Origin of the sequence: Streptomyces sp. NPDC051561, assembly GCF_044454195.1 — a bacterium.
Taxonomy (GTDB): Bacteria; Actinomycetota; Actinomycetes; order Streptomycetales; family Streptomycetaceae; genus Streptomyces.
Window position 1 is genome coordinate 600,125 of record NZ_JBITDM010000001.1, and the last position, 16,815, is coordinate 616,939.

19 protein-coding genes are annotated in these 16,815 nt (G+C 71.8%); 6 read left to right on the forward strand and 13 right to left on the reverse strand.

The window, feature by feature from the left end:
- Positions 1-43 precede the first annotated feature (43 nt).
- The 3 genes from ACIA73_RS02685 to ACIA73_RS02695 all read right to left on the reverse strand — a co-directional run bounded on the left by ACIA73_RS02685 (position 44) and on the right by ACIA73_RS02695 (position 2,256).
- Complete coding sequence (locus tag ACIA73_RS02685) at positions 44-1,018, reverse strand: M56 family metallopeptidase (RefSeq protein WP_399436406.1); 975 nt, start codon at positions 1,016-1,018, stop codon at positions 44-46.
- A 3-nt stretch (positions 1,019-1,021) separates the two neighbouring features.
- A complete protein-coding gene (locus ACIA73_RS02690; protein WP_399436755.1) occupies positions 1,022-1,528 on the reverse strand; it encodes a BlaI/MecI/CopY family transcriptional regulator in 507 nt (168 codons plus the stop codon).
- Positions 1,529-1,671: 143 nt separating this feature from the next.
- On the reverse strand, positions 1,672-2,256 hold the full coding sequence (locus ACIA73_RS02695; protein WP_399436407.1) for a helix-turn-helix domain-containing protein: 585 nt from the start codon (positions 2,254-2,256) through the stop codon (positions 1,672-1,674).
- A 64-nt stretch (positions 2,257-2,320) separates the two neighbouring features.
- On the opposite strand from ACIA73_RS02695, the gene ACIA73_RS02700 reads away from it, so the two are divergent.
- The 3 genes from ACIA73_RS02700 to ACIA73_RS02710 all read left to right on the forward strand — a co-directional run bounded on the left by ACIA73_RS02700 (position 2,321) and on the right by ACIA73_RS02710 (position 4,871).
- Positions 2,321-3,205: an alpha/beta fold hydrolase gene (locus tag ACIA73_RS02700; protein ID WP_399436408.1), complete on the forward strand. Its 885-nt coding sequence runs from the start codon at positions 2,321-2,323 to the stop codon at positions 3,203-3,205.
- 186 nt (positions 3,206-3,391) lie between these two features.
- Positions 3,392-4,621, forward strand: a complete 1,230-nt coding sequence (locus ACIA73_RS02705; protein ID WP_399436409.1) for a cytochrome P450 — start codon at positions 3,392-3,394, stop codon at positions 4,619-4,621.
- 52 nt (positions 4,622-4,673) lie between these two features.
- Positions 4,674-4,871 (forward strand): ferredoxin, encoded by a 198-nt coding sequence (locus ACIA73_RS02710; RefSeq protein ID WP_399436756.1) that lies wholly within the window; start codon positions 4,674-4,676, stop codon positions 4,869-4,871.
- Positions 4,872-5,008: 137 nt separating this feature from the next.
- Here the strand turns inward: ACIA73_RS02710 and ACIA73_RS02715 are convergent, their stop codons facing one another.
- Positions 5,009-8,089, reverse strand: coding sequence for a hypothetical protein (locus tag ACIA73_RS02715; protein ID WP_399436410.1), 3,081 nt, complete (start codon positions 8,087-8,089; stop codon positions 5,009-5,011).
- Position 8,090: 1 nt separating this feature from the next.
- Between ACIA73_RS02715 and ACIA73_RS02720 the strand changes: the two genes are divergently transcribed.
- The gene (locus ACIA73_RS02720; protein ID WP_399436411.1) at positions 8,091-8,627 is read left to right on the forward strand and encodes an alpha/beta hydrolase fold domain-containing protein; all 537 of its coding nucleotides are present in this window, start codon (positions 8,091-8,093) and stop codon (positions 8,625-8,627) included.
- A 20-nt stretch (positions 8,628-8,647) separates the two neighbouring features.
- On the opposite strand, the gene ACIA73_RS02725 is transcribed toward ACIA73_RS02720, so the two are convergent.
- The 8 genes from ACIA73_RS02725 to ACIA73_RS02760 form a co-directional block, all read right to left on the reverse strand.
- Positions 8,648-9,193, reverse strand: coding sequence for a GNAT family N-acetyltransferase (locus ACIA73_RS02725; protein ID WP_399436412.1), 546 nt, complete (start codon positions 9,191-9,193; stop codon positions 8,648-8,650).
- 155 nt (positions 9,194-9,348) lie between these two features.
- Positions 9,349-9,957 (reverse strand): DinB family protein, encoded by a 609-nt coding sequence (locus ACIA73_RS02730; RefSeq protein ID WP_399436413.1) that lies wholly within the window; start codon positions 9,955-9,957, stop codon positions 9,349-9,351.
- 60 nt (positions 9,958-10,017) lie between these two features.
- Positions 10,018-10,626 (reverse strand): YdeI family protein, encoded by a 609-nt coding sequence (locus ACIA73_RS02735; RefSeq protein WP_399436414.1) that lies wholly within the window; start codon positions 10,624-10,626, stop codon positions 10,018-10,020.
- A gap of 45 nt (positions 10,627-10,671) precedes the next feature.
- Entirely contained in the window at positions 10,672-11,289 is a 618-nt protein-coding gene (locus ACIA73_RS02740) for a response regulator (RefSeq protein WP_399436757.1), read from the reverse strand.
- 119 nt (positions 11,290-11,408) lie between these two features.
- Complete coding sequence (locus ACIA73_RS02745) at positions 11,409-12,833, reverse strand: sensor histidine kinase (RefSeq protein ID WP_399436415.1); 1,425 nt, start codon at positions 12,831-12,833, stop codon at positions 11,409-11,411.
- A gap of 342 nt (positions 12,834-13,175) precedes the next feature.
- Positions 13,176-13,835, reverse strand: coding sequence for an HAD family hydrolase (locus ACIA73_RS02750; RefSeq protein WP_399436416.1), 660 nt, complete (start codon positions 13,833-13,835; stop codon positions 13,176-13,178).
- A 23-nt stretch (positions 13,836-13,858) separates the two neighbouring features.
- On the reverse strand, positions 13,859-14,569 hold the full coding sequence (locus ACIA73_RS02755) for a class I SAM-dependent methyltransferase (RefSeq protein ID WP_399436417.1): 711 nt from the start codon (positions 14,567-14,569) through the stop codon (positions 13,859-13,861).
- 50 nt (positions 14,570-14,619) lie between these two features.
- A complete protein-coding gene (locus tag ACIA73_RS02760; protein WP_399436418.1) occupies positions 14,620-15,273 on the reverse strand; it encodes a class I SAM-dependent methyltransferase in 654 nt (217 codons plus the stop codon).
- A gap of 102 nt (positions 15,274-15,375) precedes the next feature.
- On the opposite strand from ACIA73_RS02760, the gene ACIA73_RS02765 reads away from it, so the two are divergent.
- Positions 15,376-15,948: an XRE family transcriptional regulator gene (locus tag ACIA73_RS02765; RefSeq protein WP_399436419.1), complete on the forward strand. Its 573-nt coding sequence runs from the start codon at positions 15,376-15,378 to the stop codon at positions 15,946-15,948.
- Positions 15,948-16,136 (forward strand): hypothetical protein, encoded by a 189-nt coding sequence (locus ACIA73_RS02770; protein ID WP_399436420.1) that lies wholly within the window; start codon positions 15,948-15,950, stop codon positions 16,134-16,136. The genes ACIA73_RS02765 and ACIA73_RS02770 overlap by 1 nt, the downstream gene beginning before the upstream one ends.
- A 45-nt stretch (positions 16,137-16,181) precedes the next feature.
- On the opposite strand, the gene ACIA73_RS02775 is transcribed toward ACIA73_RS02770, so the two are convergent.
- Positions 16,182-16,643 (reverse strand): VOC family protein, encoded by a 462-nt coding sequence (locus ACIA73_RS02775; protein WP_399436421.1) that lies wholly within the window; start codon positions 16,641-16,643, stop codon positions 16,182-16,184.
- Between the last annotated feature and the right edge of the window lie 172 nt (positions 16,644-16,815).

The window sequence follows — 16,815 nt, forward strand, 5'->3', positions numbered from 1 at the left end:
TGTCGCCGTGTGAACCCGTGAACCTGTGAACCTGTGAACCGGGTCAGCCGAAGGTGGCCGTCTCCAGGACCAGGAAGAGGGCCACCGCGGCGTTGAGGGCCGAGAGGGTGGAGGCGGCCGTTCCGGCGGCGGCGACCAGAGTGGCGAGGCCGGCCCCGGTGAGGGCGGGAGGCCAGCCGTGGGCCGGCGGGAGCGGGCCGAGCAGGGCGGCGACGCGGCGTGGGACCGGGCCCGCCTCCGCCGTGGTCGCCGCTGCGGCGAAGGCGGCCAGGCCGGGGAAAGGGGCGCGTCCTTCGGCGGTACGGGAGGTGACGAGGGCCGCCTTGGCCACCGCGCGGGCAGTGGTGCGCCGGTCGCCGGTCGCGTGCGCGGCCTCCTCGTCGGCCCAGCGTTCGGTGCAGTAGGCGACGGCTCGGTGGAGTGGGCGCAGGAGCGGGTTCGCGCAGGCCGCCAGGCGGACGGTGAGCAGGAGGTGGTGGTGGCGGCCGGTGAGGTGGGCGCGTTCGTGGGCGAGCAGGGCGTGGCGTTCGGTGTCGGAGAGGGCGGCGAGCATGCCGGTGGAGACGAGGATCCGGTCCGGGCGGGTGCGGGTGCCGGGGAGGGCGTACGCGTACGGTCCCGCGTCGCTCAGCACCGCGACCTGGGAGGCGGTACGCAGGCCCTCCAGGGTGCGGTGGGCGCGGTTCCGGTAGCGGCGGTGGCGGTACGCCGTGAACACCCAGCTCCCCACGACCGCCCCCAGTGCCCCGATCGACACCTTGCCGGCGATCTCGTCGTACGGGACCGCCGCCCGCACCTCCGGGTCCGACCAGCTGTCGGGCAGCGGGTTGCCGGGGAGCTGCGCGGTACCGACCACCACCAGCAGACACAGACAGACGGTGCTGCACACGGCCAGGATCGCGGCCACGGCGGTGAGCAGCCGGGCGGCGGTGCGGGGGTGCAGGTGCTGTTCGGCGAGGCGGGCGATGGGCAGTGCGGTGAGCGGGAGGATCAGCGGCAGAAAGACGAAGACACCCACCGGTCAGCGCTCCGGGCCTTCGGTTCCGCCCGCGGTGCCGTCCGCTGCGTGCGCGGTGCTGCCCCCGGTGCCGTCCGCAGTGCTGCTGCCGGTGCCGTCCGCGGAGCCGCCCCCGGTGCCGTCTTCCGGTCCGTTGTCGCCGAGCAGCGTCCGCAGCAGCCGTTCGTCGTCCGGGGAGAGTGCGGAGACGAAGCTGGAGAGTACGGCGTCCCGGTCGGCCTCCCGGTCGAGCAGCTTGCGCATCCGCAGGGCGACCAGACCGGCCCCGTCCGCGACCGGCGTCCACTCGAAGGACCGCCCGGCGCGGGTGCGGGTGACGGCCCCCTTGTCGTACAGCCGGGTGAGGATGGTGATGACGGTGGTGTACGCGAGGCCCGCACCGAGCCGCTCCTGCACCCACGCCGCGGTCACCGGGCCGGGCGCCGCCCCGAGTGCGGACAGCACCTGCGCCTCCAACTCGCCCTGACCACGCCGGCGGTCGCGCGGACGCGCACCCTCCGTACCGCCCATGCCGTCCACCATGCCCGGCGTCCCCTCTGCTGTGCCTCTGCCTGTGTCTCTGGCTGCGCCCGTGCTCTGCCGTGCGCGTACGTGTACCTGTACCTGTGCATCTTTGCCCACGTCAGCACGCGCGGCCGATCGGGGCATGGTACTCAGCTCTCCTCCATCGGGAAGAGGATCGGGCTGAGCAGGTGCTGGGTACGCCCCGGGGCCGGCCCGTGCCGCAGGTGCGGGACGATCGCGGCCCGCAAGTCGCCGATGAGAGCGTCGAGTTCGTCGCGGCTGAGCCAGACGGCGTGCTGCCGGAACCCGACCAGGTCGGCGACCGGGTCCGCACTCTCCCTGTCGAGGTACGTCCCGAACTCGGCCAGCAGCACTGCCGTCGCGGCGGCGAAGCCCCGGCGGTAGTCGTCGGTGGACAAGCGCACGGCAGGGGCCGCGCCTTCCGCCGGATCGACCGCGTCCGGGTCGACCGCCGCCGGATCGACGCCCTCCGCGATCACCGCCCGCTCCCGACGCAGCCGGTACGTCCGCTCGACCGCCCCCCGTACCCGCTGCTCGCACTCCACCTCCAGGATTCCCGCGTCGGCGAGCAGCCCGATGTGCCGGTACGCACTGGTCTTGGAGACGTCCGGCATCCGGGCACAGAGCTGGGCGGTCGTCCTCGCGTGCCCGCCGGACAGCGCGTGGACGACGCGGAGGCGCACGGGGTGCAGCAGCAGATCGACCGTATCCATGGGCCAATGATCCCACGCCTGGTACCGTTCCCAAAGTTGGGAACGGTCGGGTCGGGGAGGACACATGCACGGTCAACTGCCGCCGCTGGGGCGGATGTACGAGGTCGGGGAGCGGCGGCTGATGCTGCACCGCTCCGGTGACGGCGGACCCGCCGTCGTACTGGTGCCGGGGGCCGGGCTCGTCGGCCTGGACTTCCTGAACATCCAGGCCGGGGTGGCCGGGTTCACCACGAGCGTGCTGTACGACAGGGCGGGCACGGGCTGGAGCGAGCGGGTCGAGCTGCCACGGAGGCCGGGCGAGGTCGCCGAGGAGTTGCGTGCGCTGCTGTACGCCGCCGGGGTCCCGGGCCCGTACGTGCTGGTGGGCCACTCCCTCGGCGCTTCCTACGCCCGCCGGTTCGCGCAGCTCTTCCCCGGCGAGGTGGCGGGGCTGGTGCTGCTCGACCCCGGACATGAGGACATGCTCGACCACGTACCGGAGGAACTCGCCCCTCTTGCCGAGCAGATGAAGCCGGGCCCCGAGCGGCTGCCGGACCTGACGGAGGAGCAGGTGCGCGTCGCGCGCGGGCAGTGGGCGCGGCTGTACGCGTGGTGGCCCGAGGAGGTGCGCGAGCCGTTGATCGAGCAGAACCTGACGTCGTGGCGCACCGCGATCGAGGAGTCGCGGAACTTCGAGACGGAGGTGCACGAGGAGCTGCGGCGGGGCGGGGCGCTGCCGGATGTGCCGGTGTCGGTGATTTCGGCGTCGGGCAGCAATCCGTACTGGGCACGGTTCATGTCCGAGGAGCAGCAGGGGGCGGTGCGGGAGGGGATCCGGCGCCTCCATGCAGGCATGGTCGCGCCCGGGGGAGAGCACCGCGAGATCGCGGACGCGTCCCACCAGTACGCGCATATCGAGCATCCGGAGGCGGTGCTCGCCGTGATCCGCGAGCTGCACGCCAAGGCCTGACACCTCCTCACCCCCCAGGGCTCCGCCCGGCACCACTTGACCCCAAGTGGTGCCGGGCGGAGCCATTTTGACGCCACGGAATGCCACACAGCCTTGCCGTGACGCCAGAGTGATGCCACACTGGCATCACTATCGGCGTTGCGCCGCAACTCCCTTACTTCCCATGCCAGTTGCCCAGGAGGACATATGCAGAACGAACCGACGGCCTGCCCGGCCGGACGCGGCACCGCGCCCGAGCCGGTGACCATTCCCACGGGGCGCGCCTCCGGCTGCCCCTTCGACCCGGCCGCCGGCCTCGGTGCACTGCGGGAGCGGGATCCGCTGGTACGGATGCGGTATCCGGACGGGCACGTCGGCTGGCTGGCCACCGGGTACGCGACGGTACGGTCGATATTCGCCGATTCCCGTTTCAGTTCGCGCTACGAGCTGCTGCACTACCCGTTCGCGGACATCGGGGAGCTGCCGCCCGCGCCGGTCGGGGACATGACGGGGATGGACGCCCCGGAGCACACCCGGTTCCGGAAACTGTTGATCAGCAAGTTCACGGTGCGGCGGATGCGGGAACTGACCGCGCGGGTCGAGGAGATCACGACCGAGTACCTGGACGCGATGGAGCGCAAGGGCGGGCCGGTGGACCTCGTCGAGGCGTTCGCCCAGCCGATTCCCGCGCTCATGATCTGTGAACTGCTGGGTGTTCCGAGCGTGGACCGCGACAGGTTCCAGCGGTGGACAACGACGATGACCACCCAGTCCAGCGATGTGCGGGCGATGGGTGAGGCGATGGCCGCCCTGGGGGCGTACATGGGCGAACTGGTCGCCGCGAAGCAGGCGAACCCCACCGACGACCTGCTCAGCGACCTCACCACCTCCGACCTCACTCACGAGGAGCTCACCGGGGTAGGCGCCTTCCTGCTCGGCGCGGGCCTGGAGACGACCGCGAACATGATCTCGCTCGGTACGTTCGCCCTGCTCAGCAACCCGGAGCAGTTGGCCGCACTGCGTGCGGACCCGGCGCTGGCCCCCCAGGCCGTGGAGGAGCTGCTGCGCTATCTGACCATCGCGCACACCACGGTCAAGACGGCCCGCGAGGACGTGGAGCTGGACGACAAGGTCATCAGGGCCGGCGAGTCGGTCACCATGTCCATGGAGGCCGCCAACCGCGACCCCCAGCGCTTCCCCGAGCCGGACGCCCTCGATGTGCACCGCAAGGCCTCCGGCCATCTTGCCTTCGGGCACGGCATCCACCAGTGCCTGGGGCAGCAACTGGCCCGGGTGGAGATGCAGGTGGCACTGCCCGCCCTGCTCAACCGCTTCCCGACGCTGCGTCTGGCCGTACCGGCGGACGAGGTTCCGCTCCGTACGGCGGCGAGCATCCTCGGGGCGCACAGCCTCCCGGTAACCTGGGACGGGGTCTGATCGGATGACTTCCGAACACAGTGAAGTACCCGTCGAGCAGGAGGAGTTGGGGATGGAAGTACGGGCCGACCGGGACCGCTGCCTCGGCGCCGGGATGTGCGCGCTGACCGCGCCGGAGGTCTTCGACCAGGACACCGAGGACGGGCTGGTCCTGCTGCTCCGCACCCGGCTGACACAGGCGGACCCGGACGCGGAGGCCGCCCGCGAGGCCGCCGCGCTGTGCCCCTCGGAGGCGATCTCGGTCGAATGACGGGGTGAACCCGGCGGTTCGGACTGCGGGTTGGCACTCATGAGCCGGGCGGGACCGGTTTTCGCGGGCCGGGGCGGCCGGGAACTGATCCATCGCCCCGCCCGTTCAGAACGGTTCGGCGTACGGCACCGCGGCTCCTACCCCCGTACGCCCGGCACCCTCTCCAGCACGCGCAGCAACGGCCCCAGCAGTTTCAGCGTCCACTCCTGCCCTTCGAACTCCTCGCCGGGAGGAACACCGGCACCCGCGCCCGCTGCACGCCGTCGCTCCTCCTCCCGCACCAGCGCCACCGCTCGTCGCAGCACCCCCACCGCGCCCAGCAGCAGCCGCGGGCTGGGGCGCAACGCCAGGACGCTCCCCACCTGCCCCGCCAGCCCCGGCCATTGCAGCTGGGTGGTGAGCAGGGCGCCCTGCCTGATAGCGGCCGTCACGGCGGCCCGGTTGTGCGGCAGGTGTTCACGGAGCAGTTCGACCAGAGGGCGGGCGATCTCCGATTCCGCCGTCGCCTCCGGCACCTTCAGCCGGATGGTGAGGGCACGCGTGATGTCGGCGACCGCTTCCTGGTCGCGTCCCGTATAGACACGGACGAAACCCCGCCCCATGTACCGCCACGGCCAGTCCCCGCCCGCTTCCAGGGCGCGGTTGAACTCGCTCTCCGCGTCGTCGAGTTGGCCCGCCTCCCAGGCCAGCCAGCCGCGCATCGCGTGCGCCCATCCGGCCTGGTCGTCGATCTCGATCGCCCGTTCGAGATCGGCCATGGACGCGGCGTCCCGCCCGTACGCCCCGTACGCCCTGTGCCGTGCGTCGAGCGCGCTGACGCCGGGGCGTTCCGCGCGCCCGCCGAGCGCGTGCAGCGCCCATGCGCGGAGTATGTACGGCCGGGCGGTGTCCCACAGTTCGTCGCCACCGCTCGGTTCCCGGGCGGCCAGCACCCGGTCGATCTCCACCAGCGCCTCGGCGCGCCGTCCCAGGTCCCCCAGCAGACCGGCCAGGAACATCCGGTGCCACTCGCCCCGCGTCTGCTCCTCCTCCAGTTCGGCCGCCCGCCGCATCGCCTGCACGGCCTCGTCCCACCGCTCCAGGCGCGACAGGCTCCAGGCCCGTTCACCGTGCGCCGCCGCGTACTCGGGGTCGATCGCCAGCGCCCGGTCCGCGTCCGCCAACGCCTCCCGCAGCAGGCCCCGGTCGCGACGCGCCCTCGACCGGTTGGCGTACGCCCAGTCCAGTCCGGGATCCAGCTCGATCGCACGGTCGTGGTCGGCGAGCCCTTCGAGCTGGTTGCCCAGCCGCAGATGCACGTAGCCCCGGTAGGCGTGGTGAACGGCCCGGTCCGGCTCGGCCCGCAGCACCTCGCTCCACGCCGTCAGCGCCTCCGCGAAGCGGCCCGTGTCCGTGAGGAGGAGTGCGGTGAGGGTCAACGCTCCCGGGTCGTCGGGGGCGCGGGCAAGTGCCGCCCGGGAGTCGGCGAGGGCCTGCTCGTACCGGTCGGCCTGCCGGTGCACCCACGCACGTACGAGACGCGCCCTGAGCTGCCCGTCAACGCTCAGCCCCGGACCGTCAAGGAGTGCGTCGAGCGCCGCCGCCACCCCTTCGTCGGCCGCCGTACCGTCCCCCCGCGCCCCGGCCGCCGCCAACCTCCGTCCCCAGTCCGCCAGTCCCTCCTCGCCCGCGTCCTCCCCCGCCTGCACCAGCAACCCGGACCAGCGCCGCACCGTCCCGGCGCCCTGCTCGCAGGCGTCGGCGACCTCCGCCAGCGCGTCGGCCAGCGCACGGCGAGGGTCGGCGCACAGCAGGTGGTACGTCTCCCCCGCACGCTGTTCCCGCCACTGAGCGTCCGCCCACCACTCCTCCTCGGGCAGCGCCTCCTGACGCCGCCGGCGGCCCGCCCGGAACATCTCCGCCAGCCCCTCGTGCGCCTGCCGCCAGCGCGCGGGCGACTGGGTCCGCTGATGGCGCAGCATGGGGGCCCGTACGACCTGGTGGTACCGGCACCGGCCACCCCGGTCCGTGACGAACGCCAGCCGCCGCACCCACCCGTACTCCTCGGCCGCCTCCGCCGGCACCACCGCCCGGAACACGTCCTCGTCGAATTGCAGCGGCAGCGCACAGGCGAGTGCGGCCGCCCGCCGCGCGGGATCGTTCTCCCACTTCAGGAAGCGTTCCACCGCCGTACCCGACGGATCGTCCACGGCCTCCGCCGACCCGGGCCTCGCCTGGGCAAGCGTGTGTACGAGCACGGGCAGCCCGCCCGAGAGCCGCAGCACCACCTCCACCACCCGCTCGTCCGCGATGCCCTGCAAGGCCAGCAGCGCCCGCGTCTCCTCCTCGGTGAAGACCTCCAGCGGCACCTCGGTCACCAGGTCCAGCCAGTCGCCCCAGCACCGCGCGTCCAGCCGCCCCTGCCCGGACAGCACCAGCTGCACATTGGCCGGCAGCAGCCCGTACGCGTCACCGAACGCGAGGTCGCGCAGCCAGTCGTCGAGGGCGGGCCCGGTCCGCTCGTACACATCGAAGAACAGCACCACCCAGGCGTGCTTGGCGGCGGCCTGCGTCAACTCCTCCAGAAAGACGCGGGTCAGACTCCGCACCGGATCCAGCACCAGCTCCACATCGTCGTGCGAACGCAGCCTGGCCCCCAGCGCGGCCCTCAGCCTGTCGGCCCCCTGCGCGATCTGCTGCGGGTCCACCGCCCCGGCGAAGGCCCCCACCACAGGCACCATCCCGAGCCCCACCAGACCGACCTGAGCCGCCGCGAGCGCACCGGCCGAAGCCGCCCCCGAACCCCCCTCCCCCACCAACTGCCCACCCACACGCCCCACTTCGGCCCCCGCCTGCCCCCCGACGACCGCACTCTGCGCCTCGTGCGCCCGCTGCCGGTACACCCCGAGCAGCTTCCCGAACCGCCGCAGCTCCACCCCCTGCCGCCCGAACCGCTCGACGACCGCCTCCATCGCCTCGACCGGACTGTGCACCCCGTCATCCACATACGCGGTCACCGCGTCCCCGTACGCCCGCGCGACCTCCTCCCACTGCCGCACCAGCGAGGTCTTCCCCACCCCCGCGTTCCCCCGCACATGAAACAGGAACCGGAACGCGTCATCGGCCGGGTCCCGCTCCAGATTCTCCCGGAACGCACTCATCTCCGCCCGCCGCCCGACAAACCCACTGCGCCTGCGCCGCCGCGTCAACTCCTGCCGCGAAAGCTGGTGCTCTGCCATCGTGGACCACCCCCGGGTCCAGTATGAGAGCGGCGGGAAGGGTACGACGTTCGAACCGGACCGGATCGCGATCGGAGGGCACAGCGCGGGGGCGGGGCTGGCGGCGGCGGTCGCCTTGCGGGCACGCGACGAGCAGGGCCCGCGGATCCGCTTCCAGCTGCTCAACCAGCCGGTGCTCGACGACCGACAGGAGACCTGGTCGCAGCGGAACTTCACCGACACCCCCTGGCAGACCCGCTCCTCGCTCACCGCGGTGTGGCAGCACTACCTGGGTTCCCAGCAGGCCACCGAGTACGCCGCCCCGGCCCGCGCCGCAGACCTGTCCGGGCTGCCGCCGGCGCATGTCGCCTCCGCGGAGTTCGACCCGCTGCGGGACGAGGGGATCGAGTACGCGATACGGCTGATGCAGGCGGGGGTGTCGGTGGAACTGCACCAGTGGCCCGGCACGTTCCACGGCTCGCAGGCGCTCCTGTCCGCAGAGGTCTCCCAGCGGCAGCTCACCGAACTGGCCGCGGTGTTGCAAAGGGCCTTGGCCTAGCGGGGTTTGGACCCGGGCTCTCAGAGCGGGTCGAGGACCATCAGCACCTCGTCGCGGACGTCGTCCGGGGCCAGGCGCAGGGCGCCGGGCCAGCGGCCGGTCTCCTTCCAGCCGTGGCGGACGTAGAAGGCCTCCAGGCCTTCACCGCCCCGGGCCGCCAGGTGGAGCTGCTCCAGGCCCATGTCCTCGCGGGCGACCCTGCGGGCCTCGTCGAGCAGGGCGCTGCCGTACCCCTGTCCGCGCACCGAGGGACGGGTCTGGAGATGGTGGAGCTGTCCCCAGTGAGCGATCAGGCGGTACGGGTCCCGGCGGATGTTGAGCCAGCCCGTGAGGTCACCTTGGGCGTTCGTCGCCGTGAGGATGCGGCTGGTCTCCGGGGCGAGTGTCCCGACGAGTGCCTCGACCGCATCGGCCGCCTGCGGCAGCGCGATCGGCGGGAAGGGGAAGCCCGCCGCCCCGCCCGCGTTGGTGACCTCGACCCAGCAGGTGGCGAGTGTCCGCCGCACCGACGGGGCGAGCTGGTCCGCCGCGGTGAACTGGTGAAAGGCGACCGGTCTGTTCGACATCCGGGGATCCTCGCACGGGCCGTTGGGGTGGGCGGCAATCGAGCGGGAAAAGGCCGGCGCGGACCCGGCCGTCGGCCGGCGCCACCCCTCCCCCGGCAAGGCAACCGGCGCTGCCGTGCCCTGCCCTGCCCTGCCCTGCCCTGCCCGCTGAACGCCTACCGCCCCTCGTTCGCCTCCGCCGCCTCCTTCGCCGTGTCCTCCAGCTGCTGCCGGTACTTCTCCCAGGAAAGGGACCCGGTCGGCGGCATGTTCTCGTTGTTCTCCAGGAGACCGGCGGTGCCGTCGATCAGTTCGCGGACGATGTCGGCGTGGCCGCCGTGCCGGTTGGTCTCGGCGAGCACATGGATCAGGATGCGGTGCAGCGTCACCTCGTTGCGCTCCGCCGGCCAGTGCGGTACTTGGCCGGGGGAGTCCCAGTTCAGGGCCTCGATGGTGGCGTCGGAGTGGGCGCACGCCTTCCGGTACAACTCGGTGATGTACTCCCGGGATTCATCGGCCTTCGCCCACATGTCGACGGTCGGGTTCTCGTCGAACTCCTCGATCCAGGGCATCGGTTCGGGGAAGGGCCGCCCGAAGGTGTCACCGAAGTACCCCGTCTCGCAGCCCGCCAGGTGCTTGAGCAGCCCGAGCAGATTGGTACCGGTCGGTGTCAGCGGCCGGCGGACGTCGTACTCCGACAGCCCCTCGGCCTTCCACAGCAGGGCTTCCCTGGCGGACTTGAGGTAGTGGTGCAGGTCTTGCTTGGGGTCCGGCTGCGTAGTCATGTGGAACACCATCGCACCCACCACTGACAATCACTCCTGATGCGTCTGCGAGCCCCCTCCTCAGCCTCGCGAGTCGGTCAACTTCCGAAGCGCCACGGCCAGTCGGGCCTCCCTCGCCCGGGGCGTGAGCGCCTGCAGCAGCGGCAGGATCAGCTGGTACCGGCCCGTCCTGTCGAGCGCCTCGAACGCCTCCCCCGCCCCCGGGTCGGCTGCCAGCGCCGCCGCGAGGTCGGGCGGGACCGTGGCGGTGCGCTGGGACTCGTACGCCTTGGTCCAGCGGCCGTCCTCCTGCGCCTTGCGCACCTCGGCAAGGCCCGGCTCCCGCATCCTCCCGGCGGCGAGCAGCGTCGCCACCTTGTCCACGTTCACCTGCGACCACAGGCTGCGCGGGCGGCGCGGCACGTACTTCTGCAGGAAGTACCGCGCGTCGAGGGAGCGGCGCTGCCCGGACACCCAGCCGTAGCACAGCCCGATGTCGACCAGCTCGTCGGCGGTGACCGAGGCGATTCCCGAACCCTTCTTCGCCAGCTTCACCCACACGCCCTCGCCACGTGCGTGGTGGACCTCCAGCCAGCCTTCGAAGTCGGCTCCGTCCGCGAAGGCGCGCACCTCCACCCCGTCGATCTCGTCCCGCGCTCCGGCCCCGCCCTGCTCACCCGTCGCTCCCATGCGGTTCAGGCTAGCCTCCCGGGCGGACTTGCCCCTCGCGTGCGTTCAGGACACCCGGGCGCTGACCAGTCCGGTCTCGTAGGCCGCCACAACCGCCTGGGCGCGGTCGCGGAGTTGGAGTTTGGCGAGGATGCGGCCGACGTGGGTCTTGACGGTGGCTTCGGAGAGGTGGAGGCGGGCGGCGAGTTCGGTGTTGCTGAGGCCCTGGGCGAGGAGGCGGAGGACTTCGAGTTCGCGGGGGGTCAGCGCGGCGAGATCGCGGTGCAGACCGGGGGCGGGAGAGGTGCGGGCGTGACGTTCGACGAGGCGGCGGGTGATGGTGGGGGCGAGCAGGGCGTCGCCGGTGCGGACCATGCGGACGGCGGCGACCAGGTGCTCGGCGGTGACGTCCTTGAGGAGGAAGCCGCTGGCTCCGGCGGACAGGGCGGCGTAGACGAGGTCGTCGAGGTCGAAGGTGGTGAGCATGATGATGCGGGGGCCGGCGGCCGAGGGGTCCTGCTCAACTCCGCCGACGATGCGGCGGGTTGCCTCCAGGCCGTCCATTTCGGGCATGCGGATGTCCATCAGGACCACGTCGGGGCGGGTGCGGCGCACCGCTTCCACCGCTTGTCCGCCGTTGGCGGCCTCGGCCACCACATCGATGCCGTCCGCCATCAGGATCATGCGGAAGCCGGTGCGGACGAGCGCCTGGTCGTCGGCGATCACCACACGCACGGGGGCGGTCGCCGAGGATCCGGCGGGCAGGGCCGCGGGTTCCGTGGAGGCAGGAGGTACGGGGACGGTCACGAGAGCTCCTGTGGCATGAGGGGGATACGGGCGCGGACCTGGTGGCCGCCGGTGGGGCGCGGGCCGGTGTGCAGGGTGCCGCCGTAGATGGTGAGGCGTTCGCGCAGGCCGGTGAGGCCACGGCCGTGGCCGGTGGCGGCGGAGGCGGACGGGGCACCTCCGGTGTCGGTTATCTCGACGGTGAGATGGTCGTCGGTGTAGTCGACGGTGATGTCCGCGGCCGCTCCGTCTGCGTGCTTCACGGTGTTGGTGAGGGCTTCCTGTACGACGCGGTAGGCGGCGAGTCCTATCCCGGAGGGGACCTCGCGGGGTGTTCCGGTGGTGGTCAGGGTGACGGGCAGGCCGGTGTTCCGCACCCCTGTGACCAGGCATTCGAGCTGGTCGAGGCCGGGTTGGGGGGCGAGTACGGCGCCCTCGGCGGCATCTTCCGTGCCGTCCGCGTTCATGGTGAGCAGGCCCATGGTGTGACGTAGCTCCGCCATCGCGGCACGGCCCGCGGCCTCGACGGCGAGGAGGGCTTCGCGGGCCTGGTCCGGCGCGAAGTCCATGACCTTGCGGGCGGCGCCGGCCTGGATGGTCATCATGCTGACGTTGTGGGTGACGACGTCATGGAGTTCGCGGGCGATGCGGGAGCGTTCCTGTGCGGCGGCGCGGCGGAGCTGCTCGGCCTGTTCGTGTTCGAGGGCGGACATGCGGTCCTCGCTCTCGGCGCTCCTGAGCTTCCAGGCACGCAGGCCGTGGGCAGCGAAGATCAGCGGGATGAGGATGAGCAGCGGGACGTACTGGGTGGGGACGGTGGGCGGCGCCGTGTCCACTCCCCACACGCGCGTGCGCTCGTCCGTGCCGACGGTGAGCACGGTCACCGGCAGACCGGCCAGGGCGAGGAGGCGGTACGGGCTGTAGACCGCGGCGGTGTAGGCGGCGATGACGACGGCGTAGAAGGTGAGCCGGGTGGCGTCCTCGGGGGCCAGGGCGGTGGCGAGGGTGACGGCCCACAGCACGGCGAGGGGGTATCTGCGGCGGACCGTCAGAGGGCCGTACGCCAGGACGGTGAGCAGTATCGCGGCGATCGTGCTGCCGGTCTCGGTGAGGCGGCCGATCGGGCCGATGCCTTCATGCGATTCGTGAACGAGGGCGGCGCCCTGGTTCGCCGCCCAGTGCAGGGTGTGAACGCCGAGGCCCACCGCGAGGAGCACGTCGAAGATCCGGCTCCGCCGGGAGGGGCGCGGGAGCGCGACGGCCGGACGGCGCAGCTGTGCGATCCCGTGGCGCGCACTGTCCCGCGACCGGCTCCATGTCCGGTCACATGCCTGGCGCCACGTCCGGCCCCAGGTCCGGCCCTGTGCCAGGCCCTTGGGTGCCGTCAGATCCTTGGGCGCCGTCGGAGTTCCCGTCGGCCCCGTCAGCGGTCCTGGTCCCATCGCGCCATTGTGGCGCGCGGGTTGACGCCACTGCATCCCTCCCGGTGATCATCCCCCGTACGCCTGACGACTACGTCCCTGGGATGACCCGCGCGCCCGTCGTCCGAGCGCCGTACGGGAAATGAACCGTGCTGCCGACGCGGTGGAGTCGGGACCGCCCCTGGCGTCGAAGAAGCACCGATCGACTTTCGTTGCACGGAGGTTCTCATGTCCACCACGCCGGTGATCGAGCTGTGCGGGGTGAGCCGACGTCACGACGACGGGACGGCGACCGTGGACGGGGTCCACGTCGACCGGCCGGGAGGGCCCCGCCCCGGTCCCGGGGCCGGGCCCCGGAGCCACTCATCCGGCTGCCGCCGCCAGCAGCCCCGGCAGGGCGCGCATGTCGTCGAACACGACCGTGCCCGGGCCTTCCAGCCGGGAGGGCGCGGTCAGCCCGCCGCAGTAACCGAAGGGCCGCATTCCGGCGGTACGAGCGGCCTGGATTCCGTACGCACTGTCCTCGATCACCGCGCACCGCTCGGGCTCCACTCCCATCGAACGGGCCGCGTGCAGGAAGAGGTCGGGGGCGGGTTTGCCGGTGGGGACGTCTTCGGCGCTGAAGACCCGCCCCTTGAAATGGTCGCTCAGCGCGGCGATCTCCAGGCTGCGCCGGATGCTGTCGTGAGCACCGTTCGAGGCGACGCAGCTCGGGGTGGTGAGCCCGGCCAGGACCTCCGGGATGCCTTCCACGGCGGTCAGTTCGGCCGCGAACGCCTCGTGGTACCAGGGCTCGTAAGCCAGTTGCCAGCCCTTCTCCAGCCGCCGCCCGAGCCGCTCCTCCACGGCCGCCGTGTAGACCTCCGTGGAAGACCCCACGAACCGCTCGATGATCTCCGCCTCGGTAAAGGCGCACCCCAGATCGGCCATGATCCTCGCGTCGATCTTGACGCAGATGCGTTCGCTGTCGACGAGGACGCCGTCGCAGTCGAAGATGACGAGTTCCACCGGGTTCGCTGCCATGCGCGTCAGCGTAGAGGAGCGGTTCAACAGCCCGGCGAGCGGCCCTGATCGGCATCGGGATCGGTGTCGGGACCGGTGTCGGTGTCGGGCTTGTGGGCCAGCAAGGTCGCGCTCGCCCAGCGCGCCCCCTCGGCCGGCTCCTGTGTCAGCCGTGCGGTGACGGTGAACCCGGCTCGTTGCAGCAGGGCGGCGAGCCGGCCGGCCGGGAGGATGTGGAACTCGTAGGAGACGGGGTGACCGCCGTACGCCTGAGCGGGGCGTCGGCACTCGTCCTCACCCACGTGACCCGCCAGCATCAGATGCCCGCCGGGCGCGAGTGCCCGGTGGAACTCGGCGTACAGCTGCGGCAGTGACTCCGGAGGCGTGTGGTGCGTGGAGTAGTAGGCGAGGATGCCGCCGAGGGCCGCGTCCGGGAGCGGGAGCGCCGTCATGGAGCCCACGGTGAAGGAGAGCGTGGGGTACGCCCGCCGGGCCTGCTCCACCATGTTCGGCGAGAGGTCGATGCCCTGCACGGAGGCTCCCAGCCCGGCCAGGTGCGCGGTGATGTGCCCGGGTCCGCAGCCGAGATCCGCGAGCGGTCCGCGTTCGTCGGTGCGTACGGTCTCGGCGAACGCGGCCAGCATCGCACGCGACACCGGGTCCAACTCCCTTGGTTTCGGGACGATTTGCGCGTAGTCGGCGGCGACGGTGTCGTACGACTCCCGCAGGGCGGTGAGATAGGAGGGCTCAGGCATGGGGTGACTGTAAGAGCCTGTGTCTAAGGGACCTCCGCACGGCCTGTCCGTCAGGGCTTCCCGGTCTCCTTGCGGCGCACGACGATGACGTTCTCGGTGACCTCCGCGGTGAGCCCCTCGGGGCCGGTGGCGATCCGCCGGGGCGCGTGACAGCGCTCGGTGTCCCAGTCGCCATCGAGTCCGAGCGAGTCCAATACCGCCTCCGGCGTGGGGAACTGGGGCTCCTTGCCGTTCTCGGGCCGCCAGGACCAAGGGGCCAGCGAGGCGTGCTCGACGAGGATCAGCAGGCCGCCCGGGGCCACCGCTCCGGCGGCCCGGCGCAGGACCTGTGCGCGGGGGATCTCGACCGGTGTGTGGAAGTAGCTGGCGCAGACCAGGTCGAAGGATCCGTCCGGGAAGGACTCCGCCAGGTCGTGGCGGGCCGGATGCACCCGGTCGCCGAGGCCGGCTGCCTCGGCCCCTGCGGCGACCCGCCCCAGCGCCGTACCGGAGACATCGACCGCGGTGACGTCCCAGCCGCGCCCGGCGAGCCAGAGCGCGTCGCCGCCGTGCCCGCAGCCGAGGTCGAGGGCGGTTCCCGGGGCGGGGGCGAGGGTGGTGACGAGGTCGGCCAGGACGACATTGGGCCTGGTGCCCCACTGTGCGTCGACGTCCTTGGCGTAGCGGCTCTCCCAGAAGGCGGCGGAGTCGGTGGGGGTGGTCATGGAGTACCTCCTGGAGTCGGGATCACCTGCGTACGACGACGACACTGCGCTCTCCCCTGCCGGAGTTGCAAAGCCGCATGCCGTTTCGGCAACCTGAGGGACATGGACGCAGCCAAGAAGGACGTGCTGGACGCGGTCGGGCCACGCCTGCGAGAGCTGCGGCGCAGACGAAGCCTGACTCTCGCCGACCTCGCCGACCGGACCGGCATCAACGAGAGCACCCTCTCCCGCCTCGAAGGCGGCACCCGCAAGCCCACCCTGGAACTGCTGCTGCCACTCGCGGAGGTGTACGCGGTCCCGCTCGACGAACTGGTCGGCGCCCCGCGCACCGGCGACCCCCGCATCCATCTGCGGCCGGTCACCCGCGACGGCATGACCTATGTGCCGCTCAGCCGCCCCGGCGGCGTACAGGCCCACAAACTCCTCATCCCGCCCGGGCCCGACACCGAGCCCGAACTCAAGACGCACGAGGGATTCGAGTGGGTGTACGTCCTCGCCGGACGGCTCCGACTGCTGCTGGGCGAGCGGGAACTGGTCCTCAAGGCTGGAGAGGCGGCCGAGTTCGACACCCATGTCCCGCACTGGCTGGGCCCGGACGGCGACCGCCCGGTGGAACTCCTGGTGCTCTTCGGCCACCAGGGCGAGCGGGCGCACCTTCGTGCGCATACCACCTGATGAGCCGAAGGCGATACGTGGCCCGGGGCGTCCCCGGCGGCTACCGCATCTGGGACAACAAGGGCCGACGCTGGTGGGGCGACCACTACGAGCTGTGCCCCGACGGCCTTCTCACCGAGCTGAACGGCGCGGCCGATCAGCAGCGGATCACCGCCCTTCTGAAGCGGTACCGCGCACTGAAGCGCTGACTGGGACCCGACCGGTCCTCCCAACGCCAGCAGCCCGACCAGCCGTCACTTCGGTTCTTCTTCAGCTCCTCGGCTCTGCTTCAGCTCCTCGGCCAGCATCACGAGGATGCCGCTGGGGCCGCGGACGTACGTGAGCTTGTAGACGTCCCCGTAGGTCGCGACGCCGCGCAGCGGGTGGCAGCCGTGCTTGGCGGCGGTCTCCAGGGCCTTGTCGATGTCGTCGACCGAGAAGGCGACGCGGTGCATGCCGATCTCGTGGGGAAGGGTGGGCTCCGTCTCGATCGCCTGGGGGTGGATGTACTCGAAGAGCTCTAGGCGGCCCTGACCGTCCGGTGTCTGAAGCATCGCGATCTTGGCATGGTTGCCGTCGAGTCCGACGGCGGTGTCGGCCCACTCGCCGCTGACCGTGTCACGGCCGAGAACGGTGAGGCCCAGGTCGGTGAAGAAGGAGATCGCTGCTTCGAGGTCGCGAACGGCGATGCCGACGTTCTCAAGTTTGATGCCCATGCGCCGCATGCTAGCGAGGGAGGGCGGGCGCAGTGGCACGATGACGGTTTCGACCCTCCCAGGAGCCCACCCCCGTGCCCACGCCTGCCGACTACCTCGCACTGAGGAGGCTCGGAACTCTCCGGGGTGCGTCCACCCGGCTACGCGGGCGGATCGGGCTGCGGCTGAGTTC